This is a genomic window from Acinetobacter sp. TG2027 (assembly GCF_000302435.1).
Classification (GTDB): Bacteria; Pseudomonadota; Gammaproteobacteria; order Pseudomonadales; family Moraxellaceae; genus Acinetobacter; species Acinetobacter pittii.
Genome location: NZ_AMJN01000040.1, coordinates 1 through 26,017 on the forward strand (window position 1 = coordinate 1; position 26,017 = coordinate 26,017).

Sequence of the window (26,017 nt, forward strand, 5' to 3'; positions counted from 1 at the left end):
AATTCAAACCGAAGGTAAAGAAATTACGGATTACTTTAATTCAAAGCTTTATAATGCAACTTTTAAGAAGTAATACTATATTGCCTGTGAGTTTAGCCACCGCCTTAGGGCGGTTTTTTTATGGGTGAGAATAATGGATTCTACAGAATACTTTTGGCTTACTCGGAAAAAAGAACCTAAAAACAAGCCTAAATCCAGACCGCTACCTAAAGCTACTCAAAAGTACTTAGAGGCAGAGGAAGAATTTACTGAAGCTTTAGACAATCTGGAAATTAAATACGAAAAGAAATTCCAGTTTAAATCAACAAAGCATTGGCGTTTTGATTTTCATTTAATTGAACATCGTATTTTAGTTGAAATTGCTGGCGGTCCCTGGTCAGGTGGACGAAAGGGCAAGCTGGCAACAAAGGCGTGGAGTATGGACCGTTACGATGTTGCTGAATCAATGGGATATACCGTTGTTCGGTTAGAGGCAGCACCAAGATTTAAGATTAATGAATCTGGTCCATTACAGATCCAAGCTCATTTCGCAAGCCAATGGCTTAAAAATTTAAAGAGGCAAATATTTAATGGATCAGATCAGACCATTTCCTCCAACTGATTTTATGGATCAGGCCGAAGAAGAGGAAGCACTCCGTTTAATACCTGCACCTGATTTAAAGAAATGGGTTGTGGCCAACTACTTAACGATAGGTGGGCCTCTTTATAACCCCGATCATGATCACATAGCTGAGCTGCTTCACGATAATGAAGAATTTTTATCATTTGCTTGGGCCTCTTCTGCATATAAAAGCAAGCAAGCTATGGTGTTAGGTCAGTGCGAAAAAGTCATGTTCAATGTTGGTGGCTGGCGTAAAGCTAGACAAGAGCAACAAATGCGCGACTGGTTTGGCGCAGTTCCAACTTATTTAATTACTGTCGATGCTTCTTTCTGTGAACGTGCTAATGATACTGAATTTTGTTATTTGCTTGAACATGAGCTGTATCACATTGGCGTTATGAAAGATGAAGATGGTGAAATCATCTATAGCGATAATACAGGCTTACCTAAGCACTATCTTGCAGGTCATGACGTTGAAGAGTTTATAGGCGTAGTTAAACGTTATGGACCAAGCAAAAATGTTAAGCGACTTATTGAAGTCGCAAAGAATCCGCCGTTTGTTTCTGATTTAGATATTTCGAAATGTTGTGGAAACTGCATAATTACCTGAGCCTTGAGGCTCTTTTTTTTGGCTATTTAGGTTGACGTAGGTTGACAGGATTGAGGATATGGCGGCTCTAAAAAAAGAGGTAAAACTCTTTATAGTTCGCTCACTTGCCGTATTTAATACACCCACAGAAACTGCTGAGCTCGTCAACCAAGAATACGGGATAAAAGTTACTAAACAGCAGTGTGAGAAATACGACCCGACCAAACGGGCAGGCGAGAACCTGAGCGAAGAATTAAGAAAAGATTTTGAAAAGACTCGCGAAATGTTTTTGGGCAAGCCTGAGGCCATACCTATTTCAAATTTAGCAGTACGTATGCAGCGCTATGAAAACCAGTATCAAAAACATAGCAGAAACCGTGTTGCTGCTATGAATATTCTCAAACAGGCAGCTCAGGATATTGGCGGGCAATTCACTAATAAAACAGAGCTAACCGGCGCTGGTGGTGGTCCACTTCAAAGCGAGCATGTCACACAAGTTGTTGCAACGCCTGAACAGATACGGCAGGTGTTAGATGAACTCAAAGGTAAATACTAAGCTGCTTGAAATGCAGCTGGAGCGTGAACTCTGTGAGAAAGAACACTTATTCTTTACACGGCGTTTTTTCTTGCCTCGCATGGGCTTTAAGTTTTCGGTCAATTGGCATCATGAATATATTGCCGACAAGATTGACGAGGTAATAGCTGGCAAGGTTAAAAACCTAGTTATTAACGTTCCACCCGGAAGCGGTAAAACTGAATTACTCACAAACCTTATTGCCCGTGGAATAGCGCGTAATGCACGTTCGCGCTTTCTGTATTTGTCTTTCTCGCAATCACTTGTAGAGGATGTTTCAGCTACAGCTAGAAATATTGTTAAGTCGGAAGACTTTCAGAATTTATGGCCTGTAAAGATCTCTACCAGTACGGACGCTAAGTCTAGTTGGAAAACCACAGTCGATGGATATGACGCAGGTCATGTTTATTCTGCTTCGATGGGTGGGCAGGTCACAGGTCGCCGTGCCGGTACATTAGCCAATGAGGGCTTTACCGGTGCGATTATTCTTGATGACCCATTAAAGCCTGAGGATGCATTTAGCCAGACCGCTAGACGTAAAGCTAATCGTAAAATTCTAAACACGGTCAACTCTCGTAAAGCTAAATCTGACACGCCAATTATTCTGATCATGCAACGTTTGCACGTTGAAGATCCGACTAACTTTGTGTTGACGGGCAATGTACCTGGTGAGTGGGAACAGATCAGTATTCCCGCACTTATTGATGATGAGTACATCAGTAAGCTACCAGAGCACATACAGCGCAAAATTCCACGTGATGTTGAACGTGATGAGAAAGGCAGACAAAGCTACTGGCCATTAAAAGAATCTTTACTTTCATTGCTGCAGCTTGAGAAAGGCGGGGAAGATAAAGACGGCGCCACAGTGTCACGCTATACGTTTGCAAGCCAATACATGCAAAACCCTAAAAAGCTGGGTGGTGATCTTGTTAAGGCTGAATGGTTCCCACGTTACCTAGATTTACCTGTTCTTAAATGGCGTGCGATTTGGGCAGATACGGCGCAAAAGACAAAAGAGCATAACGACTTCTCAGTGTTCTTATGTGCTGGTCTTGGCTATGACAATAACCTTTACATCATTGACGTGAAGCGTGGCAAATGGGAAGCGCCAGAGCTATTGAAAGAAGCTAAAGCTTTTATCAATAAACACAAGGACAGTAACACAAAGATTGGCAAGCTTCGTTATATGGCCGTAGAGGATAAGGCGAGTGGTACTGGTTTAATTCAGTCCATATCTAAGCAGACCACTTTACCAATACGTGCGATTCAGCGAAGTACTGACAAACTCTCAAGGACAATGGACGTCATTCTTTATGTTGAAGAACGCCGTGTCTGGTTACCAGCTAATGCACCGTGGCTATTGAACTACATTGAAGAGATTGAAGGCCTAACTGCTGATTGGTCACATGACCATGACGACCAGTGGGACCCGACCATTGATGCGATTAATGATTCATTAGCCAAAAAGCCAACTGTATTTGATTAGAGGAAATTATGGCTGAAACTAAAAAGCCCGATGCAATTGGCGATGCAGGGGCTTACACAAACTTTGTCTCAAATATTGGTACCGAACGTGACAAAGCTTCACACGGTTCTTTCGTTAAGAAAGTAATTCCTGATGAGCAATTAGAAGCCGTGTATCAACACTGGTTGGCTAAGCGCATCGTAAACCGTCCAGCAAGTGACATGCTCCGAGCTGGATGGTTTTTTGAAGGGATTCAAGACAACGATTTACTAAAGCTTAAAGAGGCGTGTAAGGCTTTTAACTTAGATGGGGTTCTCTTATCTAGTTTGGTACTTTCTCGCTTATATGGCGTTTGCTATGTGCTTCTAGGAACTGTGGACGGCGGCAACTTAGATCAACCGTTTGATTTAAACAAGTTAGGTATTGGTCGTTTAGAGTTTTTCACGGTGCTTAAGAAAAAGCACATTGAAGCTGATACCAGTAAATACTTATCGCCTAAGGAGGCAGGTGGACTTTTAAAGCAGCCTGAATTTTATAAGCTAAAGCTTGATGGAAAATCTAACCAACGGATCCACTACACTCGCTTAATCAAATTTTGCCATGCAGATGTAGTTAATGAAGAACCTGTAAGTGTTTTGCAGGAAGTTTATGAAGATCTGCTTGATCATGCCGCCGTTAAGAAAGCCTCAGCAAGTCTTGTGCATGAATCAAAAATTGACGTGATTAGAACTCCCAACTTGGTCGATAAGATCAAAGAGGACATGAAATCCGTAGCTGAACGTTTTCTTAGTGTCGGATTGCTTAAGGGCCTAAACGGCATGATCGTCTTGGATAAAGATGAGGAGTATGACTCTAAATCTTATAGCTTTGGTGGTTTACCTGACCTCATGCGTGAATTCTCTATCCAAGCTGCTGGTGCTGCCGATATGCCATATACGATTTTATTCGGGCAATCACCTGCAGGCATGAACGCAACTGGTGAGCACGACACACGGAACTATTACGACAGTATCGCTACTAAGCAAATATGGTCCTTAAAGCCATTCATGTTGAAGCTTTTAAGAGTAATTGTTCAAGCTACATTTGGTCGTCAGATTCCAAGCTTAGACGTTGTATTCAATCCACTCTGGCAATTAGACGCTAAAGTCCGTTCTGAAGTTGAGAAAGCTAACGCCGAACGGGATGCTAAATATTTAGAGATGGGCATCATTACAGAGCCACAAATAGCACGGCAGCTACTCATTGATGGTGTTTATTCAGTGATTGATGAAGAACATATCAAAGAGCTTGAAATAATGGTGAAGCGAAATGACAACGATAATTCAGATCCTGAAACCACACCTCCAGCAGGCGAAGAAACGTAAAAAAGGTCGTAAAGCTTCTAAGCCGAGGGCCGTGCATGTAAATCGCCGTGTAGAGCTTTATTACACGCGACAACTACTGGCTATTTCAAAATACTGTCAGGAACAAACTAAAGAGTTAGTTATTCCTACAGTTGGCCAGAATATCGGTGATGCTTGGTTTTCTGACATGATGACGGCGTTTCGGGAAAAGCTCACAAAATATGTTGTTGAGGTTTCTCGACCGTTGGCCACTAAAGTTGTGACTGACACTCAAAAGGAAGTAGACAAGCAAATTGCTGAGCACACTAAAACGATTATTGGTGTGGATCTTACGCCGTTCTATCGAGCTGCTGATATTCAAGATGAGGTAGATCTAAACATCACGGCCAATGTCAGTTTGATTAAGTCTATTCCGCAGCAATACGCCGATAAGCTTGAGGTATTAATCACCAATGCTTTGCAGACTGGACAAACTAATGAAGAGTTGGCCAAAGCAATTAAGCAATTGGGTTTATCTACTGATTATCGTGCACGTCTTATTGCTAGTGATCAGATGGGCAAGATTAACGGCCAAATTAACCAAGCCAGACAACTTTCTATGGGTGTCGAGACATACACATGGCAAACGGCGAAAGATGAGCGTGTAAGGCCAGACCACCAGCATAAACAGGGCAAGACATTCAGATGGGATTCACCACCAGACGGTGGGCATCCCGGTCAGCCTATTCGTTGTCGTTGTACAGCATTGCCTAACTATGATGATATCTTAATTGACTAATTCTAACGCTAGCGAGAAATGCTGGAAGTGTGGGAAGGACCACGGTCCAAGAAGACCCACTCCGCCGATTGTTTGTACACCCCCATTAGTTAAAGTAGATGGAGTTGAAAGCTCTAAAAAATTGACACAAGAGCAAATGAATCAGATCCGAGAACTTACTTTGAAAAAGGTTTTCTTGTCAGTTCTTTTAATCTCAATTCCCATTCTGCTTTGGAAATTAGATTCGATCATTATGGCAATTAAAGCTTAAAAGCTTCTATATAGGATCGAGTAATGGGACGTAAGAAGAAATATTCAAAAAAACGTTTTTATCGTCGTTTGAATGCAAAGCAACAAACAATTCAAGAACCCAATAAGTTTGAATCTATTATGATTGATTTCGCTAAAGGGCTTGATAAAACTGTTCACGCATTTAAGGACATGGTGAAAGGTACATTTCTGGCTTTAAGTGAAATGTCTAATCAGCAACTAAAAGACCTTGAGCATAAATTGAAAACTGAAAGAAAGTAAAGTTAGGGCAAATAGACGAAATATTTTAACTTCAAGCAAACCACCTTCGGGTGGTTTTTTATTGAGCGCAATTTATGAAAAACATTTACCGCTTCAAGGTAGGTGACTTTGCTCCAAGTGAATCCACACGCTCATATACACCAGAAGGTTATTTGAAATGTGTAAATGTTCGCTTGGGTAAAGCACCTCAGGTACGTCAATACTATGCGTATGAGTTCCCAAACTTAGAAGGCTTTTCAGCAGATCAGACTATTAACGTCTATACATCCGCAGAAGAGCTATTTAAGCCGGCAGCGATTAAAAGTTGGGATGGTGCTGATGCTACAGATTATCACCCACCCAAGAATGAAATTAATGCAGCCAACTGGAAGGACTATCACATTGGCTATTGTGAGAACGTCCGCCAAGAAGGCGAATATCTATTGGGCGATTTGCTCATTAAAGATAAGGACAGCATTGATTTAATCCAGAACAACGAGCGATTAGAAATGTCGCTGGGTTATGGAGCCACATTAGTTTTAGAGCAGGGCACGGCGCCAGATGGCACGGTGTACCAAGCAAAATTTATTAATTTTATTGGCAATCACGTAGCACTCGTTAAATACGGTCGCTGTGGTGGTGATTGTCGCATCGGTGACGAAAAGCAAACTCCAAAGGGGAAAACAATGGAAGTAAGTGTAAACGGTATTCGTTTTGACATTGGCGATAACAAGCCCTTGGCGGATGCATTAAAGCAGCAACAAGAGCAGCTGGAAAACTTGAAGGCTGCAAAACTTAAAGTAGGTGATAAGCAATTTTCTATCGGTGATGAACTGAACGCAGTACAAGCGGTTGTAGATCAATTGCATACCGATAAAACTACTCTTGAGCAAAAAGTGGGAGATCTGGAAAAGAACCAGATGACTCCTGAAAAGCTTGAACAAGCTGCTGCCGAACGTGCTGCTGTTATTGCCGATGCAAAGGCATTGGTACCAACGGTAAAAACTGAAGGCTGCACATGTGAGCAAATCAAACGTGACGTTATTGCAGCTAAAGCGGGTGATGCTTTAGTAACAGCTTTAATGGGTAGTGTATCGGTAGGTGATGCAAAGCCTGAGCAGATCGACACAACTTTCCGTGCACTCTGTGCTGTGAAGGGTACACATCCTTCTAATCCTGTAGGTGATGCTCTTCACCAGCAACAGCAAGTTAAAACTGGAGACGGTAAACCAGTAGATGGGGAGCCTAAACCAAACAACAAAAAAGAAGCTTGGAAACAAAGTTTCTAATTAACTGGAGAACCTCAAATGTCTTTAACCCCTCAAGCTATTCCGGGTATGCGTGCTCGCCTGCACATGCCCGAAGAAATTTTATCTTTGCCAGTTGCTGGTACAGGCGTAGTTAGTGACGGTGAAGTGGTAGTCCAATCTGCTGACGGAAAAACGGTATGCGCGGTAACTGGGGCAACCAATACAAAGTTTGGTGTAGTGGTTTTTCAGCACGTGGGTAAATCTGGAAAAAATGCCTTAGGTAAAGAAGCCTATCAAGCTAAGGACTGTGCACCTGTAATGCAAATCGGTTCTATCTGGGTGAAGCCTTCAGCTCCAGTGATTGATATCAATGCGAAGGTTTATGTACGTACTGCGAACCCTACTGCCCAAGCGCCACTTGGTTCACTTTCTTCTGCAGCATTAGATTCTACGGAACTACCTAATGCCTCTTGGGAAACCATCACTGGTCCTGATGGATTAGCTATTCTTCGTTTGCGTGGAGCATAATCAATGTCAAAACAATTAGAACAAATGAAAATCCGCCTATCAGCAGTTGCACATGGGGTGCAAATCGCTGTAGGGGATGCATTTAATTTAGATAACTTTGCCTTCTGCGTGGGCGTTTTGATGATGCCCAGATTCATAGCGCTGGTGAACAATTTGTACGCCTTGATCGGGCTATCTTTGAGTATGGATTTAATGAAAATCTTGTGGGTAAACAGATCTTCTTAAAGTTTACTAGCTTTAATGGATTGGAGCGCAAAGAACAGACATTGGATGAGGTAACAGCTTTTAGCTATACATTATCGGGTGGACGTCCTGCGGGTGTGAAAGGCCTGTCACTTCAATCGCCGTTTGTAGGCACAACATTTAAAGTCCAATGGCAAAGCTCAACCGGTGCAGCTGGCTATCGTGTACAAGTCTGGTCGAATGGGGCAATGATTCGGCAAGTTGATACAACAAATACGGATTACAGCTATTCGATAGAAGAAGCTAAGACTGATGGAGTAGGACGAGCTTATACAATACGTGTAGCAAGTAAGAACGGCGACCAGATCAGCACCTATGCTGAATTAAGTATTAGTAATCCGGTACCGCCAGTTCTTCTAAATGTTTATACGGCTGCAACGGTAGATTCTATTACAGTGAATTGGGTACCGAGCGAAGTACCAGACCTGAAAGATTATGCAGTATGGCTAAGCAGTACTCCTAATTTTGATCCTACACAAATGTCGCCTACGTGGACCGGCACAGACTTAACCACTACTTTTGGAGGGTTACAACCAACAACTCCTTATTACATTCGTGTCGCTGTACGGGATGTTTGGGAAAACACAGTCTGGAACTATACAAATCAGATTACTCAAAGTACTTCTGAAGGTTAATTTAAATTACGTATTTAGCACCCAATCGGGTGCTTTTTTTTGCCTACTTCTGGAGTAAAAGGCATGGAACCAGTTTCTACAAGCGGTTTAACAGCATTATTAAAATTTTATGGGGCAGCAATTATGGTGACTTTAGCGGTCGCATTAGTTGCAACAGTTGTCTTAATGACTCGTATGCCACGCTCACCTCAAGAGTGGGCTGTGGGGCTCATTTGTACGGTTGTATCAAGTTTAGCGGGTGGCTCATTCATCATTGTGAAGTGGGGCCTCCACGAATGGATTACAGATATTTGGGGGATGATGGCACTCGGTGGATTCTTTTTTGTTTGTGGTATTCCCGGTTGGGCTTTAGTTAGGTGGACGTTTAATTTTATTAACAAACAGGAAGGTAAAACGATTATTGAAGTAATCAAAGAAGTTAAAAAAGCCAGAAGTGATATCGAAAACAGTTAATGCCGCCTTCGGGCGGTTTTTTACATCTAAAGGAAACTGAAATGAACATTGAACAATATCTTGAAGAACTCATTAAACGCGAAGGCGGTTATGTAAATAATCCAGCCGATCGGGGAGGAGCAACAAAATACGGCATTACTGAAGCAGTTGCTCGCGCCAATGATTTTAAAGGTAATATGCGTGATTTGCCTTTAGATGTGGCTAAAGCAATTTATCGCAAAAATTATTGGACAGCTCCACGGTTTGACCAGGTGAACGCTATTAACTCTGCAGTTGCTGAAGAGCTTTTAGATACTGGTGTTAATTGCGGTACCGGCTTTGCTAAACCACTTTTACAGCGTGCACTAAACTTATTGAATAACCAGGGTAAAGCAGGGTGGCCAGATTTATCAGTAGATGGGATTTATGGTCCAGCAACATTAAATGCACTTAAAACTTATCTGGCCAAGCGCGGCAAAGAAGGAGAGAACGTATTGGTGCGAGTTCTTAATATCATGCAAGGCCAGCGTTACATCGAAATCTGTGAGCGAAATCCTAGCCAGGAACAATTTTTCTATGGCTGGATCAACAATCGAGTGGTGATGTAAATGACTCAAGCAGAAACAGTAACTGAGCTCACTCCTTTTCTAGAATATTGGAGTAGCGGCATCTATATGTTTAAGTGCCCGGGTTGTAAATATTTACATCCATTCCATGTGAAAGAAGGTGCACATCATAATGGCAGTACTTGGGGTTTTAACGGCGATATAAATAAGCCAACGTTTACACCGTCTTTACTTATTAATGACCATTATCCAGCAAGCCGATGCCATCTGTTTTTGACTGATGGGAAGATTCAATTTTTATCTGACTGTCATCACGAATTGGCTGGTCAAACGGTCGACATGGTTCCGATCGATGTTTAAGTTTTTGATGTTAATTATCCTATTATCAGGATGCTCAGCGCATACGATCAATAGTAATGTGAATGTAGCCATTTGTGTAAAAGCCCTCTAAGGAGGGCTTGATTGAGAAAATATTTGCTCATTTTTAATTAATTTTGCTGAATTTGTGCAAAATTATGCACACTTTTTAAAAAAACATAGTTGGCATTGTCAATTTAAGTGTTCTTGCAATTTATCTAAAATATCTTTTATAACTTTGTTATAAGTATTTTTTCTTAATGATAAGTACTCGTCAAATAAGTTACTATAATTTCTCCAGAATTGATTATATGAAGAGTAAGAAAGTTCATCTTCATTTTTATAAAATTTAAAAAATTGTCTATATAAGTCTTTTTGAATAATTAAAATTTTATCTCCTTGATTGGTAACTACGCAATAGTCAACCAATTGACTCATGAAGTTCATAAATTCATTTTCAGCTTCATGTACTTGTGAAAACATCAAATTCATTTCATTTCGTTTTTCTATTACCTTTGAGTCATCGAGTGGCAACTCAATTTCATTATACCAATCAATGATATTTGATAAGTTTGAAAAAGTATCATTAGCTTTAAATAAAGCTAATTCAAATTTTTTAAATTGATTATATGTCTTTAGAGAAAAATCGTTTTGGACTTGTTTATTATGAAGTTCTTTCCAATCATTAAATAGTGATATTGCAATTAAAGCAGCAAACAGCGTAGCTCCAATTGAAAATATATCCTTAATAAAAGAAATTTCAATTTCTTGTCCATAAAAAGATTTTAATATTACTATTAGCATAAAGCATATGGAAACTACTATTCCAAAAATGCATTTTGCATTAATTACATTGTCTTTATTTATTCGCATAATACGCCTAGCAAAAATTATTTACTAATAATCAATAATTCATCCCAAGTAAAGGGGTTATTACTCAATTTATCTCTGCTCATCGACCAAGTTCGACCAGGTATATAACAAGGACCAACACCGAGCTTTTTCTTTCCGAATTTTGTGTGTACGTTATCCAGTGTTTTCATCAATTGTTCTTTCTTTTCTATTACTTCAAAATCTGTGAGTAGGTCATAGGTATGGCCAGATTTGGGCTCAAGTCCTGTCAGCACTACGCCGCATTTCTTATATTTGATGCCTTCTTTAAAGATATCTGACACCATCCTTACAGCTGCTCTTACGAAATCTGTTGTGCAATCTGTGGGTTCAGAAAATGCGCCAGTACTAGACTTATTATAAAATGGCGCACTTTCATCAAATGGGCTTGATTGAACAAATACAAGTAGACAACCACATAGTGACTCTTCATCACGCAACCGTTTACATGCTTCTTGTGCATGCATTGCTATAGCTTCTTTCAAATCATCTAGCTCAGTTACTTTTGCCCCGAAGGAACATGATTTAATAATTTGTTTTTTTGATGGCGGGGTGTCTTCAATCTCAATACATGAAATGCCTTGTAGCTCATTAATTGTACGAGCCATGACGATAGAAAATTGACGCTGCATTTCACGTGCTTCAGTACAAGCTAGATCCAATACTGTTTTAATCCCCAGAGAATGCAACTTCTTTGCATGTTTACGGCCAACCCCCCAAACCTCTGAAACATCAATTAAAGAAAAATAATATTCTTTATTACACGGATCCATATTTACCAAATCACAGACGCCGTTAAACCCTTGATTTTTCTTAGCTATATGATTGGATATCTTTGCCTCCGTCTTGCTGCGACCAATTCCTACGCACACGGGCAAACCAATCCATTTCCATATCTTCGCCCGCATATCGTGACCGACTTTTTCTAAATCAAAGTTCTTCTCATAAGCTGTGAAATCAACAAAGCATTCATCGATTGAGTAGGGCTCAACCTCTTCATCTGTTACGTATGAAGCAAGGATCTTATGAAAGCGCCGTGACATTTCTGCATACATTGCATAGTTGCTTGAAAGAACGATCACATTATGTTGCTGGACAATGTCTTTGATTTGAAAAAGTGGCACACCCATTTTTATGTTTAGGTTTTTTGACTCATTGCTACGCGCGACGGCGCACCCATCATTATTGCTGAGAACAATCACAGGCTTATTATTCAAACTTGGGTCAAAGACTCTCTCACATGAAACGTACATGTTATTCACATCGATGAGAAAAAAGACTTTATTCTCATGTTTCATGATCTTTTTCTTGTCATTTTAATGATATGAGTGACAACACCCCAGATAATTAGTTCCTGACCATCTGCCAGATAAATATTTTTATACTCAGGGTTTTCTGCTTTAAGCCACTGACCTGATTCATCAATCATCAGACGCTTAACCGTAAAATCATTATCGATTAGTGCTACAACAATATCGCCATGCTTTGCATCTAAGCTACGATCAACAATTAGCTCATCATCAATTTCGATTCCTGCATTCAACATAGATAAAGATGCTACTTTGACAATAAAGGTTGCAGTTTCATTTTTTATTAAGTGCTCGTTCATATCGAGCGCTTTATCTACATAATCTTGTGCAGGGCTTGGAAATCCTGCAGAAATCTTTTCTAAAGCGTAAGGGACAAGCATATGAGTTGTTGGTACAACTAGCTTGATAGACATAACATCAGACAAAGCAATACCTTGAGTAAGGTAAGGCTTTATCTGGATAATGGATGGTGCAATTTCGCTCATAAAATATCCCCTAACTTGAATTTGTAACATATTCAAGATGATATGCTAGAGCTTAGTTAAATTTCAAATTTAAAAAGTTGTGGATAAATAATGACTAGTCGTAACTTGTCGCACATTATTGTGCATTTGGTCGGAATTTCTACAAATTAAATTACTTTGTAAACTTGGAATAATAGGGTGAAAAAAGTAATAAGAAAATTATAACAAAATGAGTCACTTCTAGAACAATATATATATAAGTTATTGATTTTATACTTATCCACAAAGTTATCTATAAATGTTTTTTAACAGCTTTGCTATGGTAACTTCTAACAAATCATAAAGATAAAAATTTAATAAAAAGTCAAGATTGATCTGCTATTAGACGTGCTATAAGCTTAGAAATACAAAGAGATAGCATGCTGTCTAAATAGCTAATGTATTTATGGCAAGAGAATTTGTTCGTTGATTTTTTTGACTAGGAATAAAAACATTAGGAGGGGCTGCTCACTTTCGAAATTTTGGTCGAGGACGAAAGTAAGCAGCGGATTTAAACAAGCGCGTTATTAAACGTTGTTTAATTTAATTTTCAACGAAATTTAAAACTAAGTCTTAAATCGTTTTCAATTGAGAATATATTGACATTGTTTTAAAGAAAATTCAAACAACGAATTATAGCGCCGCAATAAAGGCGAAATGTAATGTTAGGACTTAAGGTCTTGAAATTCGTATGCTTTCATTTAATCGGGATCTTAGCTGATTTAGTTCAGATCGCTGATTTTGTGATTCGTTAAGAACTTGAAAAATAAGCTGAACTTAGACCCGTTTGCTGGTGCAGGCGGGTCTTTTATTAAAGTGTTATTTTATTTTTGGAAAGTATTCAGCAGTATATTCCCCAACTGGCATTTCAAAGAAAAATTGGTCTGCCTCTTCTTTTTTACAGTTTAACCAGTCAATTCGATATTCTTCAGGAATGACGATGATAGAACGCTTTTCGTCTTCGGGTTTGTGGAATTGGTTCATGAAAGGATGATTAGTAGCATTGATTGTCAACATAGACATTGACCTAACTTGCTGACCTTCAATTATTGTAGATTCATAAATCGCAGCCACAGTGAATGGCATGCGATCTTCACGATAAATTCCCCAACGTTCTGCTTTCCCGTTCACATATTTGGGTTCATAAATCTTTTCTACAGGTATTAACGCAAATTGGCTTTTAGCCCATGCATGTCTAAAACTGTGTAGGGTAGATACTGTTTCAGTTCTTGCATTATATGTATAGTGAGAATATTTAAGGTCATGCTTCCATTTTGGGATCAAGCCAAACTTAACAGATCTCCATTCTATATTTCCATTGTTGCTAAAAATAAGAGGGCAGTCATAACCAGGATAGACATCATTTTTATATTCAAATGTCGGCTCAAGCAAATCTAGTAGATGTACTCGGTCTTTTGATATAGGTTCATAATTAGCGCACATAGACCACCTATTAATTAGCCCAACTATCTACGATATTAGCCCAGTCTTGTAGCATTTTTCGTCTGCTTTCAAGATATTTTGCATGGTTATATGTAGCTCTGGTTTTATTTCCATCCGCATGTGCTAGTTGTTTTTCAATCCATTTATCATCGTAATCTTTTTCATTTAGTAATGTGGAAGCTGTAGCGCGAAAATCATGAGCCGTTACATCAGACAAACCAATATAATCAAGCATTTTGTTCATTGTAGTAGCTGAGAGCATTCCATCTTGATAAATCGCTGGGAAAACATATTCACGATTTCCAACAATATTGCGTTGCTCTTGAAGAATATTGAAAACTTGATCGGACATAGGAACGATATGAATACGTTTCTTTTTCATCATCTCTTTTGGAAATGTGATTGTTCTTTCTTCAAAATCGACATATTCCCATTTCATGCGACGGATCTCGATAGTCCTAAGCATTGAGTAGAGCATTACAAGACCAGCGTTTTTAACTGTAGTAGATCCACCATAACTATTTAATTTATTCCTGAGTTGCACAGCTTCATGTTTTTCCATTGGTCTGGCATGTTCTATTTCAGGACGCTCAACAACGTTTTTAACTGCATACGTTGGGTCATACTCAGCTCTAAGTGTAGCGATTGCATAACGCATTACACCACCAATAAAAGTACGATTTTGGATTGCTGAAACTTCGCCAGTACCATGGTTTTTTTGACGCTTAACTCGTGCAATCGTCTTTTTCATAATTGTCAAAACGTCTGCTGAAGTAACTTCTTTAATATCCTTATCACCAATAACTTTTAAAATATCTTTATCTAAAGCACGTTGAAAAGCTTCTTGATATCTTCCTGAACGATTATTTAGTTTTTCAGCTTTATATTCTGCAGCAACATGTTTAAAGAGAACTCTATTTTCATATTCATCAGATTTAGCTTTTTTTTGATTTTCTTTTTCTTCAACTGGATTTATACCGCTTGCTACTAAAGATTTAGCTTCATCTCTTTTTGTACGAGCTTCGGCTAATCCCACAATAGGGTACTCGCCTAAACTCATCATTTGAGTTTTCTTAAGCCACTGGAAACGATAGCGCCAATACTTCTTTCCATTAGGTTTAATTTCAATACATAACCCGTCCGAATCACCAATCCGATAAAGCTTTTCTTTTGGTTTTGCACTTCTAATTTTAGAGTCACTTAACATGAAATCTTGAGTATCCAATTTTGATTTTTAGGGCCATACTCAAAATGATACTCAAGATTAGTGATTTTGCATAGTTTGCTTAGATTTGCTTAGATTTGTATTTTTAATAATTTTCAATAATTTGTGATTTTTAAAATTTTGCTAGATTTTTTTAGATTTGTTCAATACTTCTTTTCGATCATTAGAAGCATGATGAACTTAACCTCATGATAATTAAAATATATTTAATGAGTAGTTAGAATATTACTCACATTCATACTCACTGTTTAGAAAAGACTTTTTAGGTTTGAAAAATAAGAAGCCGTTTTCTAATGGGCTAATATAGCAAAAAAAGAAGTAACCAGTTTAACTATTTCATTCGTTAGAAATTTGCAGAAAAACGGCTTTAAGAAGTGAGGTTTTTTGAAATGATATATAAGTACAAATAAGGCAGAATAAGCTTCTATTATAAATAAAAAAACTATTCTGCCTTGGTCATACAAGAAGATTAAATCTTACGTGTGTTATAAATCAACCAATCTAAAACATCGCCAGATAAATGTTCAGCCAGTCTTTCTTGAACAGTTTGATGATAACCATTTAACCAGCCTTTCTCTTCATCCGTTAGCATGTCAACGACAATACAATCTAAATGAATCGGGCAAAGGGTCAGCGTTTCAAACTCTAAGAAATCGCCGTAGGTTTTCTCAAACCCTGAGTGAAGTCTGTTTGCAACCAGATTTTCAATACGAATACCGTATTGTCCCTCATGGTATAAGCCCGGCTCGTTGGAAAGAATCATACCTTCACGCAACTTACTATAGGCATGAATAGGTGCGTAATAAGAAAGCACTTGTGGTCCTTCATGCACGTTAAGCGCAAAGCCTACACCGTGACCTGTGCCATGGCGATAATCTAAACCATATTGCCATAACGTATGGCGACAAATTGAATCGAGTAGAGGAGCCGCTAAACCTTCTGGATAAATCGTCTTTGCCAAAGCAATATGACATTTTAAAACCAGAGTATAGTCACGTTTTTGTTGTTCTGTTGGTGTTCCTACAGGAACAACACGGGTAATATCCGTTGTTCCATCAACATACTGGCCGCCAGAGTCAATGAGTAATAGGCCATCGCCTTCAATGAATGAGTAATGTTCTTCAGTTGCACGGTAGTGAGGTAGAGCACCATTGGCATTAAAGCCGGCAATCGTTGAAAAGCTTGGGCCTATAAAACCCTCTTGTTGAGCACGGAAGGCTGTAATCTTTTCATCAATGGTGAGTTCTGAAATGCGTTGACTTTGATGAAGTGCTTTTTCTAACCAGTGGAAGAAATGGCAAAGGGCAACACCATCTTTCACCATGGCATGACGGATATGAGCTATTTCACTTTCATGCTTACGCGATTTAAAAAGTGTACTTGGGTTGATGTCGTAGACAACCTGAATATCTTTTGCGATAGCTTGCTCATGATAAATCGATACTTTGGCGGGATCTAATAGCACAGATGCATTAGAAATATTTGCTAAAAACTGAGCTGAATCTTGATAGTCACGAATCTCAATGCCATCAGCTTTAAAAGCCTGTTGGGTGCTTAAATCAACTTTGTTACTATCAATGAATAAAACAGCCTGTTGAGCACTGATATATAAATGCGAAAGAAATACAGGGTTATATTCTACATCTTGTCCACGTGCATTTAAGACCCATGCAATATCATCTAAAGATGAAATGAAATGTCCTTCAATCGCCTTAGTTTTTAACGTTTCGCGTATTGCCTGAATTTTTTCTTTACGAGATAGGGCATTTAACCCTTCAGGCATTAAATGAATCTGCTCTAAAGGAAGTTCTGGACGATTAGACCAGATCGAACCAATTAAATCTTGCTGTGTTTCAAGCTTAAAGCCACGTTGCTTTGCTGTATTTTCCAATGCTTTAAATTGCTGGATTGAAAGTGTTTGCCCATTTACTGAAATAACCGAACCAGCCGGTAGATTTTTCTCAATCCATGCAAGATGTGTAGAAGATTCATCACTGGTCAGTTTTTGTAACTGAAAGCCAGTTCCAGCGAGTTGTTGTTCGGCTTGTACCCAATAGCGCCCATCGGCCCAGAGTCCTGCAAAGTTTTGGGTCACAACTAAAGTGCCAACAGAGCCACTAAAACCGCTTAACCACTGCCTTGCTTTCCAATAGTCTGGTAAATATTCAGACATATGGGGATCTGCACTCATAACAACCAAAGCATCAATACTTTGATTGGTCATGAGTTCTCGAAGTTTCGCTAGTTTTTCTGGAACAGTTAAGTCGTTCATATCGTTTCCAAATCAGGTTGAACTTTGTTGGTACTTTTGTCCATTAATTTATTCATTGGTTTCTTTAATAAAAATAACACGATTGCACCAATAACCAAGGCTAATACACAGCGCATAAATAGGCTAGGTAAATGATTAATACCATCTGCCGAGACTTGCCCGCCAATTAAACCTGCCATAAGGTTGCCAAGGGCTGTACCTGTAAACCATAAACCCATAATTTGACTACGTATGACATCAGGTGCAAGTTTAGTCATGGTTGATAATCCAATTGGGCTTAAGCACAGTTCTCCTATGGTAAGTAAAAATAAAGTTCCTACTAACCAAAATGGTGAAACTAGGCCGCCAGCAATTGCGAAACGACTAGCAAAAGACATAACAAGAAAGCCACCTGCTGCTAGTAAAAGTGCAATAATAAATTTGCTGATATAGCTTGGGTCTTTATTTGATTTACCCAGTCGTGCCCAAAGCCATGCTGCAACTGGGGCAAAAATAATAATAAATAGGGCATTAATTGATTCAAACCATACAGTTGGAATCTCAAATCCAAAAAACATACGATTTGTATAGTCTTGTGCAAATAAAGTAAAAGTTGTGGGCTTTTGTTCGAAAGCTGACCAGAATAGGGCAGAGGCTGCTAATAAAACAAAACAAATAATAATTTTAAATTTGTCATGCTGCTCTAAATTCAGGAAAAGCAGTAAATATGCAAAATAAGCAATAATCCCAATACCAATCCCAACTGTTAAATAAGTTGCTACCTCGACCGGATTGATATGAATGACACCAAATAAGGTAAGAACAATAACGACTGCAACAGATAGTAAGAAGGAGAAAGCAATTTTTGGCGCATTTTTGTTTTGTACGACAGGTTTATTCCAATTATCATTTTCTTGACGTAACTCATTAAAAGTTTGTAACTGAGGAACAGCCAATACACGAAAAATAAGTAATGCAACTAACATCCCAAGGCCACCGATTCCAAAACCTAAGTGCCAGTTATGATCACGTGCTAATAAGCCTGTTAGAAGAGGAGCAATAAAAGAACCTAAATTAATTCCCATATAAAAAATGGAGAAACCAGCATCTCGTCTACTATCTTGAGCTTTGTATAATGTTCCGACAATTACGGAAATACATGTTTTAAATAATCCAGTACCTAAAACAATCAATACTAACCCGAAATAAAAAAAGAATTGATCAAAAATGGTAGTGAGGGCAATAGATAAATGACCTAGTGCAATAATAATAGAACCATACCAGACCGATCGTGCCTGACCTAACCAGTTATCGGCAATCCAGCCACCAAAAACGGTCATTAAATACATAGATCCAGCGAATAACCCAACAATTGCGGCTGCAGTTGGACGGTCAAGACCTAAACCACCGTCATTAACCATTGCAATCATATAAAGAACGAGTAAAGGCCGAATACCATAATAAGAAAATCTTTCCCAAAGCTCTGTAAAAAATAAAGTTTTTAATGGTTTTGGATGGCCGAAAAAAGCTCTGTCATATTGTTCGAGTTCATGCTTCATTTCAAATCCTTTGAACATATTTGTAGTTTAGATAAAACAAAACTTTTAGTTTGTTTAATTATAAAAAAAAGTTATGTTTTATTTTTTAGATTTTTTAAAATGAAAAAGCAAGTTGGTCATGTATAAAAAAGGTATATAACAAATGGTAAAAATTAGAAAGTTGAAATTATCAGTCGAAAAGATTCCTCTTGGCGCACCAAAGCTGATCAGGCTAGCCCTAGCGTAAAACTACGATGAGAAAAATTAAATTAGCACTTTAAAACCTCAACCTTTCTATGGATGGGCAGTGAAGAGTGGTAATTGATATTATTTAAAAAAAATTGTGTAGAGTTACTTAGAAATCGTATTTATGTTCAAACTTTTTTGGCAAGGGCATATTGTAGATAACATCGTCTAATTTAGAGATTAATAGTTCTATCGGGAATAGATTATTATTTTTAAGGATTACAGTAAGAAAGTCAGATTTCTATATAAGAAAGTATTATGATCACAAATTACTGTTAGATATTGATGCGGTGATTCATATTAGCGCAACAATTTTGCACCAAATTAGGGCGATTGCGAGCTATTCTTGTATGCCATAATTTGAAAATGTCTGAATATGGTGCATTTAACTATGCAAACAGTATAATGGGTTCAAGACAAGGGGCCTAAATCATGGATAGTTATAAGCAATTCAATGTTTTAGGTAAGTCTTATAAAGTTGGTATGAGAATTGCTATATAAATACCAGCAACTAACACGCACTTAACAAGTGCAACAAAATTTCATTGGAGCAAAATGAGCATGGCGAACAAGGTCCTTCAACTCATACAAGAAAGTGGCGCAAAATGGGTCGATTTTCGCTTTACTGATACTAAGGGTAAAGAGCAGCACGTAACTTACCCAGCTGATTCTATTGATGAAGATACTTTTGAAGACGGTAAAATGTTTGATGGTTCTTCAATCGCTGGTTGGAAAGGCATTGAAGCATCTGACATGATTTTACGTCCAGATGCGGAAACTGGTTTTATCGACCCGTTCTTTGCTGAACCAACTGTAGTTGTGACTTGTGACGTTATTGAACCTTCAACTGGTCAAGGTTATGAGCGTGACCCGCGTTCGATTGCTCGCCGTGCAGAAGAATACTTAAAATCTACAGGTATCGGTGATACTGCATTCTTTGGTCCAGAACCAGAATTCTTTGTATTTGACGAAGTGAAGTGGGACATCGATATGTCTGGCGCTCGTCATACATTAATCGCTGAAGAAGCTGCTTGGTCTACTGGTAAAGATTACGAGTCTGGTAACTCTGGTCACCGTCCACGTGTTAAAGGCGGTTACTTCCCAGTTCCTCCAGTTGATTCTTCACAAGATATGCGTGCAGAAATGTGTGCAAAAATCGAAGACATCATGGGTCCAGGTCGTGTAGAAGTACATCACCACGAAGTTGCTTCTTGCCAGTTAGAAATTGGTGTGAGCTTCAATACACTTGTACGTAAAGCTGATGAAGTTCAACAGTTCAAATATGCTGTTTGGAACGTTGCACATCAATATGCAAAAACAGCTACGTTTATGCCTAAACCAATGGTAGGTGATAACGGTTCTGGTATGCACGTTCACATGTCTATCTCTAAAGATGGCAAAAACTTGTTTGCTGGTGATGAATATGCAGGCCTTTCAGAAATGGCATTGTATTTCATCGGTGGTATCATCAAGCACGCTCGTGCATTGAATGCAATCACAAACCCATCTACAAACTCATACAAGCGTTTGGTTCCTCACTTCGAAGCACCAATCATGCTTGCTTACTCAGCACGTAACCGTTCTGCTTCTATCCGTATTCCATACGTTTCTAGCCCTAAAGGTAAGCGTATCGAAGCTCGTTTCCCAGACCCAATGATGAACCCGTACTTAGGTTTCGCTGCATTGTTAATGGCTGGTATCGACGGTATCCAAAACAAGATCCATCCGGGCGAAGCTGCTGATAAGAACTTGTATGATCTTCCTCCAGAAGAAGAAGCAAAAATCCCAACAGTTGCTCATAGCTTAGATATGGCTCTTGAAGCACTTCAAGCAGATCACGAATTCTTGTTAAAAGGCGGCGTATTCACTAAAGAAATGCTTGATGCATACATCGAACTTAAAACTGAAGATGTACGTCGTCTTAACACGACTACTCATCCAGTTGAATTCGATATGTACTACAGCTTGTAATACGTATTTCGTAAAAAAGCCTGCATATGCAGGCTTTTTTATTGCCTGGAATGTTGATTGAATTCTCTACGTTTTTTATCAAAAAATTGGAGTAAACTAAGTGCGAGTTTTCATGTGAGCAGATTATGCGTAAACGACAACCAGTACTTAAACAGGAAAAGGCTTTAAATCCTGAGTTGAAAACATGGTTGTATGCTTCTGGTTCTCTGACTCAACAATTAACTGAGCTCGGTGGCGGCCAGTTTAGTGTGAGGCCCTTTAAAGAACACTTTCAGCGTTTAACGTTTGTAGATAGCCAATGGATGAACATGTCTCATGCTCATACTTCATGGGTAAGGGAAACCTACTTATATGGCTGTGAAGCAGAGCCGTGGGTGAAAGCAAAAAGTATTTTTCCAATTCAAAGTTTACAAAAAAAAGCGCGTATATTTCAGCACATCGGTTCTAAACCGATTGGCTTTTTTCTATTTCAAAGAACAACTCCGCTTTGTGACCGTCGTGTCATTCGTTTGCCAGAAGGCTGGACGCGACAAAGTTGCTATACTTGGCATGGATGTAAATTTATCGTCCAAGAAACATTCTTACCGGCTTTTGAAGCTTTTTTAAATCAGCAGCACGACAAGGAATTACTATGACGACTGCAACAGGCACAACATGGCGTCAGCGTTTAGAAGCTTATTATTATCTATGTCGATTTGATAAGCCTGTTGGAACAGAACTGGTGTTTTGGCCAACCATGTGGGCACTTTGGATTGCAGCAGAGGGAATGCCACCTCTACATATTCTTTTGGCGATGGTATTCGGTACAATTTTTATGCGTGCCGCTGGCTGTGCGATTAATGATTTTGCTGATCGTAAAGTAGATGGACATGTAGAGCGTACAAAAACGCGCCCTTTGGCAACAGGGGTAATTAGTCCAAGAGAAGCGGTATATGTATTTTTAGCATTAGTATTTGCCAGTGCTTGTACGCTGTTCTTTTTACCTATCGCGACGTTCTACTGTGCATTAGGGGGCTTGGCGTTAGCATTTATATATCCTTTTATGAAACGTTATACCCATTTACCGCAAGTAGTGTTAGGTATGGCATTTTCTTGGGGGATTCCAATGTCATTTACTGCAATGGGTAAGCCTTTAGATATAACGTGTTGGCTAATTTATTTTGGTAATTTGGCATGGACAGTGGCTTTTGACACTCAATATGCAATTACAGATCGTGAATATGATTTAAAGATTGGCGTGAAATCTACAGCTATTCTTTTTGGCCGATATGACATCCAGATTATTGCTCTTTTACAAGCAACTAGTCTTATTTTAATTGGTACTGCATTATATTTAGAAAATATCTTATTCCCATGGGCAATTATTGCTTTAGTTGTAGTGGCCTTTGATTTTGTATATCAAACAATTAAAATCAAAGACCGCAACCCTCAAGTATGTTTTTGGGCATTTCGTCACAATCGCTGGGTTGGATTAATCATTTTTCTAGGAATATTTTTAAATTTCATATAGTAAAAATGACCGTGAGGTTGAAAAGTGTTCTATGCAGAGCACTTTTTTTATGTCTTAATATTTGTGCATAAAAATATGCGGAATAAATAACACATAAAAAGGATATTCTATGAAACGGTCAAAAATTGCTTTAGCTATAACATTATCAATTTCAGCATTATTTCTTACAGCATGTAATGACGATGATGATGACTATATTGGTGTTAATCCCGATAAAACTTATGTTTCTGAAAAAGCCTATTCTAAGGATACCTTAAGTGGCGCTTCATCTATAAAAGTAATGACTTATAACATGGTGAATGTACAAGGGAAAACAGCTGAAGCAACCGCTTTAGTCATGTTCCCGAAAGTTGCTCAACCAAAGGATGGTTATCGCGTAGTGGTATGGGAGCACGGCACTGTAGGAGTAGGGGATAGTTGTGCACCAAGTAATAATACGATTAATCCACGCTTCAAAATTTTAGCTGATACTTTATTAGCTGCTGGATATGTGATTGTGGCACCTGACTATGAAGGTTTAGGTACTAGAGGCATGCATCCATACCTTAATTTGGGAAGTGAGGCTAAATCTGCAATTGCAGCAGTTAAAGCTGCTAAAGATCATTACGGTAGTCAATTGAATAGTTCATGGATGTCGATTGGACAATCTCAAGGAGGTCATGCTTCATTAGGAACAGCTGAATTTGCTAATAACGACAGTAACTACAAAGGAGCGGTTGCAACAGCACCAGCTTCTAGCCTTGGCGATATTATTTCTAAAGTTGCTCCGCAAGCAATTAGAGATATTCTTCAGAAAGAGCAGGCTGGTACTGCACCTGTGGGTACGGCTGTAGAAGTGTATGCTGAGCTACTCGCATATGCTGCATATACCACAGTGGGTATTACTGCTTATGAACCTAAATTTAATTATCGTGAAATTTTCCAACAACGTTCTCAGAGTATAGCTGAGTTTGCAGAAGGCACTACGGGTGAAAATGGAGTCTGTTTAACTGATTTGCATAATAAATTTGCTGATGATATTCGAGATTTTCTTGCGACTAATACTGGTAAAACAGTTCTAGATTATCCAGGCCTAGCTGGTAATTTCCAGGAGAATCCAACGGTGCAAAAATTCTTGGTAGATAATCAACCTGCTACCAAAAAAATTAATTCACCAGTCATGATTGTTCAAGGTACTGCTGATATGGCTGTACCATATCCTATTACTAATGCCTTACAAGAAGGGCTTAAAAAAATGGGAACTGATGTGACATTTGTTCCTGTTGTAGGCGCCGCTCATACTCAAGCGATTGTATGTAGAAATGCTGAAATCTATCAATTTGTACAATCTAAGATGCCAGCTAAAACAAATATAGTGCTTGATCCATCAGTAATAGATGCTAGTAAGAATGTTGAATGTACTGGAGTAGCACAATAATTTTTTGTATTTAAAATCTTCAAATTAAAAAGGTCCTGAAAAGGGCCTTTTTTGTTATATTGTTACACAGTTTGATTTGATACTATTTGAGTTTGAAAAACTTATGAGCCAGCAACCTGTTGAAAAAAAATCTGTTCCTTGGTTATTAATGGGGTTAGGTTTACTTATTCCTTTAATAATTATTGGAATACTTTTCTTGGCTGCAAAAAGTGATGCTAAGAATAAAAAACAATATGAACAGCAGCGTTTAGAGATGGCAAAAAGAATAGCTGAGAAAGAAGCTGCAAACTCTGAAACAAAATAGCTTGTTAATGAATATCCTTTTGTAATTGGCGTACAGTAGGAATATTTGTGTAACGCTTTACAAGGTAGCCTGCTTCAGTGAGCATTTGATCACGAATACGGTCTTCTTCTACTTTTTCAAGATGGGTAGGGTCATCTAGCTCAATAATGGCCATGACTTCCATCTTGTCGTTGAGCACCACAAAGTCAGTAACTTTACGATTGAACTGACTACGAATTTTATAGTCATTACTGGTAATTAAAGCGCTAAAAGCCACTTGTGCTAACACATGATAATTGGGAAAACTTTGTTTTAAGCGTATAAACATTTGAGTTTCAAAGTTTGTAATGACAGGGCGAGCAAAGAATTTTTGTTTTGGAAATAAATAAGGGCGTAAACAAACAAGAAGAAAAATACAGGTACTTACGCAACCTAAAACAATAAAAAATAAGTGACTCGATTCGAACATGTGAAGGCATCATACAAATAAAAACCCACTCATGATGAGTGGGTTTTTAAGAATCTTGGCTCTCCCACCTGGGCTCGAACCAGGGACCTGCGGATTAACAGTCCGTCGCTCTACCGACTGAGCTATGGGAGATTAGTAGATGGCTCTCCAACCTGGGCTCGAACCAGGGACCTGCGGATTAACAGTCCGTCGCTCTACCGACTGAGCTATTGGAGAATCTGATGCGCATTTTATGGATGAAATCTAAAAGCGTCAATAAGAATATTAAAGAAAATGAATCGTTTGCTTGATTAATATGCTTTTGTTGTATTAAAAATAAAAAAACCACCCAAAATAGGGTGGTTTTTTATAAAGAAATAAAATTATTTCTCTACGCCAGCTGGTTGACCTGCAAGTTTTGCATTTGCATAGTCCCAGTTCACAAGGCTTTCTAAGAAAGTTGCGATGTATTTAGGACGTAAGTTACGGAAATCGATGTAGTAAGCATGTTCCCATACGTCAATTGTTAAAACAGCAATTTGACCATGTGCAAGTGGAGTGTCTGCATTAGAAGTTTTAGTAATAGATAATTTACCATTTACTTCATCAGCAACTAACCAAGCCCAACCTGAACCAAATTGAGTTGTTGCAGCAGCAGTAAATTCTTCTGCAAACTTTTCGTAGCTACCAAAAGCTTCGTCAATTTTAGCAGCGATTGCGCCAGTAGGCTTACCACCACCATTTGGCTTCATGCTGTTCCAGTAGAAAGTGTGATTCCAAACTTGAGCAGCATTGTTGAAAATACCAGCTTTAGATGCATCACCAGCAGTCGCTTTAATGATTTCTTCTAAAGTTTTACCTTCAAGGTCAGTTCCTTTGATTAAGTTGTTTAAGTTAACAACATAGGTATTGTGGTGTTTATCGTGATGGTATTCTAAAGTTTCTTTACTAATATGTGGCGCTAAATCATCATAGCCATATGGAAGTGCAGGTAAAGTAATGGTTGTCATGTTCCTATTCCTTGCATTTGCTGGGTTATACAATTAAGTGGCTCTATTGTAAATGATTCTGGTAACAATAGGGCATCGTTTTAAAGAACTATACACAATAAAGATCTAATTAATACGCATA

The 26,017-nt window shown here is 38.6% G+C and carries 26 protein-coding genes, 2 tRNA genes and 1 pseudogene; 18 read left to right on the forward strand and 11 right to left on the reverse strand.

The features are described from left to right. Nucleotides 1-133 precede the first annotated feature (133 nt). From B806_RS0109605 to B806_RS0109675, 13 genes and pseudogenes are all read left to right on the forward strand, one after another. A complete protein-coding gene (locus tag B806_RS0109605) occupies nucleotides 134-601 on the forward strand; it encodes a hypothetical protein (RefSeq protein WP_000378498.1) in 468 nt (155 codons plus the stop codon). Next, nucleotides 570-1,211 carry a putative metallopeptidase gene (locus tag B806_RS0109610; RefSeq protein WP_025466686.1) on the forward strand — a complete coding sequence of 214 codons (642 nt, stop codon included), beginning with the start codon at nucleotides 570-572 and terminating at the stop codon, nucleotides 1,209-1,211. Before B806_RS0109605 ends, B806_RS0109610 begins: the two co-directional genes overlap by 32 nt. Before the next feature lie 58 nt (nucleotides 1,212-1,269). Beyond that, nucleotides 1,270-1,746, forward strand: a complete 477-nt coding sequence (locus tag B806_RS0109615) for a DUF2280 domain-containing protein (protein ID WP_017402944.1) — start codon at nucleotides 1,270-1,272, stop codon at nucleotides 1,744-1,746. Continuing rightward, the gene (terL, locus tag B806_RS0109620) at nucleotides 1,724-3,250 is read left to right on the forward strand and encodes a phage terminase large subunit (RefSeq protein WP_017402945.1); all 1,527 of its coding nucleotides are present in this window, start codon (nucleotides 1,724-1,726) and stop codon (nucleotides 3,248-3,250) included. The genes B806_RS0109615 and terL overlap by 23 nt, the downstream gene beginning before the upstream one ends. Before the next feature lie 8 nt (nucleotides 3,251-3,258). After that, a complete protein-coding gene (locus tag B806_RS0109625; RefSeq protein ID WP_017402946.1) occupies nucleotides 3,259-4,593 on the forward strand; it encodes a DUF1073 domain-containing protein in 1,335 nt (444 codons plus the stop codon). Beyond that, complete coding sequence (locus B806_RS0109630; RefSeq protein ID WP_017402947.1) at nucleotides 4,538-5,350, forward strand: phage minor head protein; 813 nt, start codon at nucleotides 4,538-4,540, stop codon at nucleotides 5,348-5,350. The genes B806_RS0109625 and B806_RS0109630 overlap by 56 nt, the downstream gene beginning before the upstream one ends. A gap of 273 nt (nucleotides 5,351-5,623) precedes the next feature. Continuing rightward, nucleotides 5,624-5,860 (forward strand): hypothetical protein, encoded by a 237-nt coding sequence (locus B806_RS0109640; RefSeq protein WP_017402949.1) that lies wholly within the window; start codon nucleotides 5,624-5,626, stop codon nucleotides 5,858-5,860. A gap of 74 nt (nucleotides 5,861-5,934) precedes the next feature. Next, nucleotides 5,935-7,128, forward strand: coding sequence for a DUF2213 domain-containing protein (locus B806_RS0109645; protein WP_017402950.1), 1,194 nt, complete (start codon nucleotides 5,935-5,937; stop codon nucleotides 7,126-7,128). Nucleotides 7,129-7,146: 18 nt separating this feature from the next. Next, nucleotides 7,147-7,617 (forward strand): hypothetical protein, encoded by a 471-nt coding sequence (locus B806_RS0109650; RefSeq protein WP_017402951.1) that lies wholly within the window; start codon nucleotides 7,147-7,149, stop codon nucleotides 7,615-7,617. A gap of 101 nt (nucleotides 7,618-7,718) precedes the next feature. Beyond that, nucleotides 7,719-8,495 (forward strand): annotated as a pseudogene (locus B806_RS0109660) (fibronectin type III domain-containing protein); the annotation flags it as partial. Between the two features lie 63 nt (nucleotides 8,496-8,558). Continuing rightward, on the forward strand, nucleotides 8,559-8,948 hold the full coding sequence (locus B806_RS0109665) for a hypothetical protein (RefSeq protein ID WP_017402954.1): 390 nt from the start codon (nucleotides 8,559-8,561) through the stop codon (nucleotides 8,946-8,948). A 41-nt stretch (nucleotides 8,949-8,989) separates the two neighbouring features. Then, nucleotides 8,990-9,535: an N-acetylmuramidase gene (locus B806_RS0109670; RefSeq protein WP_017402955.1), complete on the forward strand. Its 546-nt coding sequence runs from the start codon at nucleotides 8,990-8,992 to the stop codon at nucleotides 9,533-9,535. Next, a complete protein-coding gene (locus B806_RS0109675) occupies nucleotides 9,536-9,853 on the forward strand; it encodes a DUF6527 family protein (RefSeq protein WP_017402956.1) in 318 nt (105 codons plus the stop codon). It abuts the gene before it with no gap. 189 nt (nucleotides 9,854-10,042) lie between these two features. On the opposite strand, the gene B806_RS20075 is transcribed toward B806_RS0109675, so the two are convergent. The 7 genes from B806_RS20075 to B806_RS0109710 form a co-directional block, all read right to left on the reverse strand. After that, nucleotides 10,043-10,723 (reverse strand): hypothetical protein, encoded by a 681-nt coding sequence (locus tag B806_RS20075; RefSeq protein ID WP_029768976.1) that lies wholly within the window; start codon nucleotides 10,721-10,723, stop codon nucleotides 10,043-10,045. A gap of 17 nt (nucleotides 10,724-10,740) precedes the next feature. Further along, a complete protein-coding gene (locus tag B806_RS0109685; RefSeq protein ID WP_017402958.1) occupies nucleotides 10,741-12,039 on the reverse strand; it encodes a Y-family DNA polymerase in 1,299 nt (432 codons plus the stop codon). Continuing rightward, a complete protein-coding gene (umuD, locus tag B806_RS0109690; RefSeq protein ID WP_017402959.1) occupies nucleotides 12,036-12,536 on the reverse strand; it encodes a translesion error-prone DNA polymerase V autoproteolytic subunit in 501 nt (166 codons plus the stop codon). Before umuD ends, B806_RS0109685 begins: the two co-directional genes overlap by 4 nt. A gap of 837 nt (nucleotides 12,537-13,373) precedes the next feature. Continuing rightward, nucleotides 13,374-13,997 carry an SOS response-associated peptidase family protein gene (locus tag B806_RS0109695; RefSeq protein ID WP_017402960.1) on the reverse strand — a complete coding sequence of 208 codons (624 nt, stop codon included), beginning with the start codon at nucleotides 13,995-13,997 and terminating at the stop codon, nucleotides 13,374-13,376. Between the two features lie 10 nt (nucleotides 13,998-14,007). Beyond that, on the reverse strand, nucleotides 14,008-15,204 hold the full coding sequence (locus B806_RS0109700; protein ID WP_017402961.1) for an integrase arm-type DNA-binding domain-containing protein: 1,197 nt from the start codon (nucleotides 15,202-15,204) through the stop codon (nucleotides 14,008-14,010). 487 nt (nucleotides 15,205-15,691) lie between these two features. Next, on the reverse strand, nucleotides 15,692-17,494 hold the full coding sequence (locus B806_RS0109705) for an aminopeptidase P family protein (protein WP_017386561.1): 1,803 nt from the start codon (nucleotides 17,492-17,494) through the stop codon (nucleotides 15,692-15,694). Further along, on the reverse strand, nucleotides 17,491-19,050 hold the full coding sequence (locus B806_RS0109710) for a peptide MFS transporter (RefSeq protein ID WP_079380941.1): 1,560 nt from the start codon (nucleotides 19,048-19,050) through the stop codon (nucleotides 17,491-17,493). The genes B806_RS0109705 and B806_RS0109710 overlap by 4 nt, the downstream gene beginning before the upstream one ends. Before the next feature lie 762 nt (nucleotides 19,051-19,812). Between B806_RS0109710 and glnA the strand changes: the two genes are divergently transcribed. The 5 genes from glnA (at nucleotide 19,813) to B806_RS0109735 (ending at nucleotide 24,459) form a co-directional block, all read left to right on the forward strand. Further along, the gene (glnA, locus tag B806_RS0109715) at nucleotides 19,813-21,228 is read left to right on the forward strand and encodes a type I glutamate--ammonia ligase (protein WP_002052696.1); all 1,416 of its coding nucleotides are present in this window, start codon (nucleotides 19,813-19,815) and stop codon (nucleotides 21,226-21,228) included. Nucleotides 21,229-21,353: 125 nt separating this feature from the next. Then, nucleotides 21,354-21,863 carry a chorismate lyase gene (locus tag B806_RS0109720; protein ID WP_001231788.1) on the forward strand — a complete coding sequence of 170 codons (510 nt, stop codon included), beginning with the start codon at nucleotides 21,354-21,356 and terminating at the stop codon, nucleotides 21,861-21,863. Next, nucleotides 21,860-22,738, forward strand: coding sequence for a 4-hydroxybenzoate octaprenyltransferase (gene ubiA / locus B806_RS0109725; protein WP_017386559.1), 879 nt, complete (start codon nucleotides 21,860-21,862; stop codon nucleotides 22,736-22,738). Before B806_RS0109720 ends, ubiA begins: the two co-directional genes overlap by 4 nt. Nucleotides 22,739-22,847: 109 nt before the next feature. Next, entirely contained in the window at nucleotides 22,848-24,155 is a 1,308-nt protein-coding gene (locus B806_RS0109730; protein ID WP_017402962.1) for a lipase family protein, read from the forward strand. 103 nt (nucleotides 24,156-24,258) lie between these two features. Next, nucleotides 24,259-24,459 (forward strand): hypothetical protein, encoded by a 201-nt coding sequence (locus B806_RS0109735; RefSeq protein WP_025466688.1) that lies wholly within the window; start codon nucleotides 24,259-24,261, stop codon nucleotides 24,457-24,459. A gap of 4 nt (nucleotides 24,460-24,463) precedes the next feature. Here B806_RS0109735 and B806_RS0109740 read toward each other — a convergent pair whose 3' ends face one another. From B806_RS0109740 to B806_RS0109755, 4 genes are all read right to left on the reverse strand, one after another. Further along, the gene (locus tag B806_RS0109740; protein ID WP_005068176.1) at nucleotides 24,464-24,907 is read right to left on the reverse strand and encodes a DUF2726 domain-containing protein; all 444 of its coding nucleotides are present in this window, start codon (nucleotides 24,905-24,907) and stop codon (nucleotides 24,464-24,466) included. 56 nt (nucleotides 24,908-24,963) lie between these two features. Further along, a tRNA-Asn gene (locus B806_RS0109745) sits at nucleotides 24,964-25,039 on the reverse strand. Between the two features lie 8 nt (nucleotides 25,040-25,047). After that, nucleotides 25,048-25,123: transfer RNA gene (locus B806_RS0109750), tRNA-Asn, on the reverse strand. Between the two features lie 146 nt (nucleotides 25,124-25,269). Continuing rightward, the gene (locus tag B806_RS0109755; RefSeq protein WP_000208083.1) at nucleotides 25,270-25,896 is read right to left on the reverse strand and encodes a superoxide dismutase; all 627 of its coding nucleotides are present in this window, start codon (nucleotides 25,894-25,896) and stop codon (nucleotides 25,270-25,272) included. Nucleotides 25,897-26,017: the final 121 nt, after the last annotated feature.

Coding starts and splice junctions, on each gene's coding strand:
- B806_RS0109605 (WP_000378498.1), top strand. CDS start 134: ATGGATTCTACAGAATACTTTTGGCTTACTCGGAAAAAAGAACCTAAA.
- B806_RS0109610 (WP_025466686.1), top strand. CDS start 570: ATGGATCAGATCAGACCATTTCCTCCAACTGATTTTATGGATCAGGCC.
- B806_RS0109615 (WP_017402944.1), top strand. CDS start 1,270: ATGGCGGCTCTAAAAAAAGAGGTAAAACTCTTTATAGTTCGCTCACTT.
- terL (WP_017402945.1), top strand. CDS start 1,724: ATGAACTCAAAGGTAAATACTAAGCTGCTTGAAATGCAGCTGGAGCGT.
- B806_RS0109625 (WP_017402946.1), top strand. CDS start 3,259: ATGGCTGAAACTAAAAAGCCCGATGCAATTGGCGATGCAGGGGCTTAC.
- B806_RS0109630 (WP_017402947.1), top strand. CDS start 4,538: ATGACAACGATAATTCAGATCCTGAAACCACACCTCCAGCAGGCGAAG.
- B806_RS0109640 (WP_017402949.1), top strand. CDS start 5,624: ATGGGACGTAAGAAGAAATATTCAAAAAAACGTTTTTATCGTCGTTTG.
- B806_RS0109645 (WP_017402950.1), top strand. CDS start 5,935: ATGAAAAACATTTACCGCTTCAAGGTAGGTGACTTTGCTCCAAGTGAA.
- B806_RS0109650 (WP_017402951.1), top strand. CDS start 7,147: ATGTCTTTAACCCCTCAAGCTATTCCGGGTATGCGTGCTCGCCTGCAC.
- B806_RS0109665 (WP_017402954.1), top strand. CDS start 8,559: ATGGAACCAGTTTCTACAAGCGGTTTAACAGCATTATTAAAATTTTAT.
- B806_RS0109670 (WP_017402955.1), top strand. CDS start 8,990: ATGAACATTGAACAATATCTTGAAGAACTCATTAAACGCGAAGGCGGT.
- B806_RS0109675 (WP_017402956.1), top strand. CDS start 9,536: ATGACTCAAGCAGAAACAGTAACTGAGCTCACTCCTTTTCTAGAATAT.
- B806_RS20075 (WP_029768976.1), bottom strand. CDS start 10,723: ATGCGAATAAATAAAGACAATGTAATTAATGCAAAATGCATTTTTGGA.
- B806_RS0109685 (WP_017402958.1), bottom strand. CDS start 12,039: ATGAAACATGAGAATAAAGTCTTTTTTCTCATCGATGTGAATAACATG.
- umuD (WP_017402959.1), bottom strand. CDS start 12,536: ATGAGCGAAATTGCACCATCCATTATCCAGATAAAGCCTTACCTTACT.
- B806_RS0109695 (WP_017402960.1), bottom strand. CDS start 13,997: ATGTGCGCTAATTATGAACCTATATCAAAAGACCGAGTACATCTACTA.
- B806_RS0109700 (WP_017402961.1), bottom strand. CDS start 15,204: ATGTTAAGTGACTCTAAAATTAGAAGTGCAAAACCAAAAGAAAAGCTT.
- B806_RS0109705 (WP_017386561.1), bottom strand. CDS start 17,494: ATGAACGACTTAACTGTTCCAGAAAAACTAGCGAAACTTCGAGAACTC.
- B806_RS0109710 (WP_079380941.1), bottom strand. CDS start 19,050: ATGTTCAAAGGATTTGAAATGAAGCATGAACTCGAACAATATGACAGA.
- glnA (WP_002052696.1), top strand. CDS start 19,813: ATGAGCATGGCGAACAAGGTCCTTCAACTCATACAAGAAAGTGGCGCA.
- B806_RS0109720 (WP_001231788.1), top strand. CDS start 21,354: ATGCGTAAACGACAACCAGTACTTAAACAGGAAAAGGCTTTAAATCCT.
- ubiA (WP_017386559.1), top strand. CDS start 21,860: ATGACGACTGCAACAGGCACAACATGGCGTCAGCGTTTAGAAGCTTAT.
- B806_RS0109730 (WP_017402962.1), top strand. CDS start 22,848: ATGAAACGGTCAAAAATTGCTTTAGCTATAACATTATCAATTTCAGCA.
- B806_RS0109735 (WP_025466688.1), top strand. CDS start 24,259: ATGAGCCAGCAACCTGTTGAAAAAAAATCTGTTCCTTGGTTATTAATG.
- B806_RS0109740 (WP_005068176.1), bottom strand. CDS start 24,907: ATGTTCGAATCGAGTCACTTATTTTTTATTGTTTTAGGTTGCGTAAGT.
- B806_RS0109755 (WP_000208083.1), bottom strand. CDS start 25,896: ATGACAACCATTACTTTACCTGCACTTCCATATGGCTATGATGATTTA.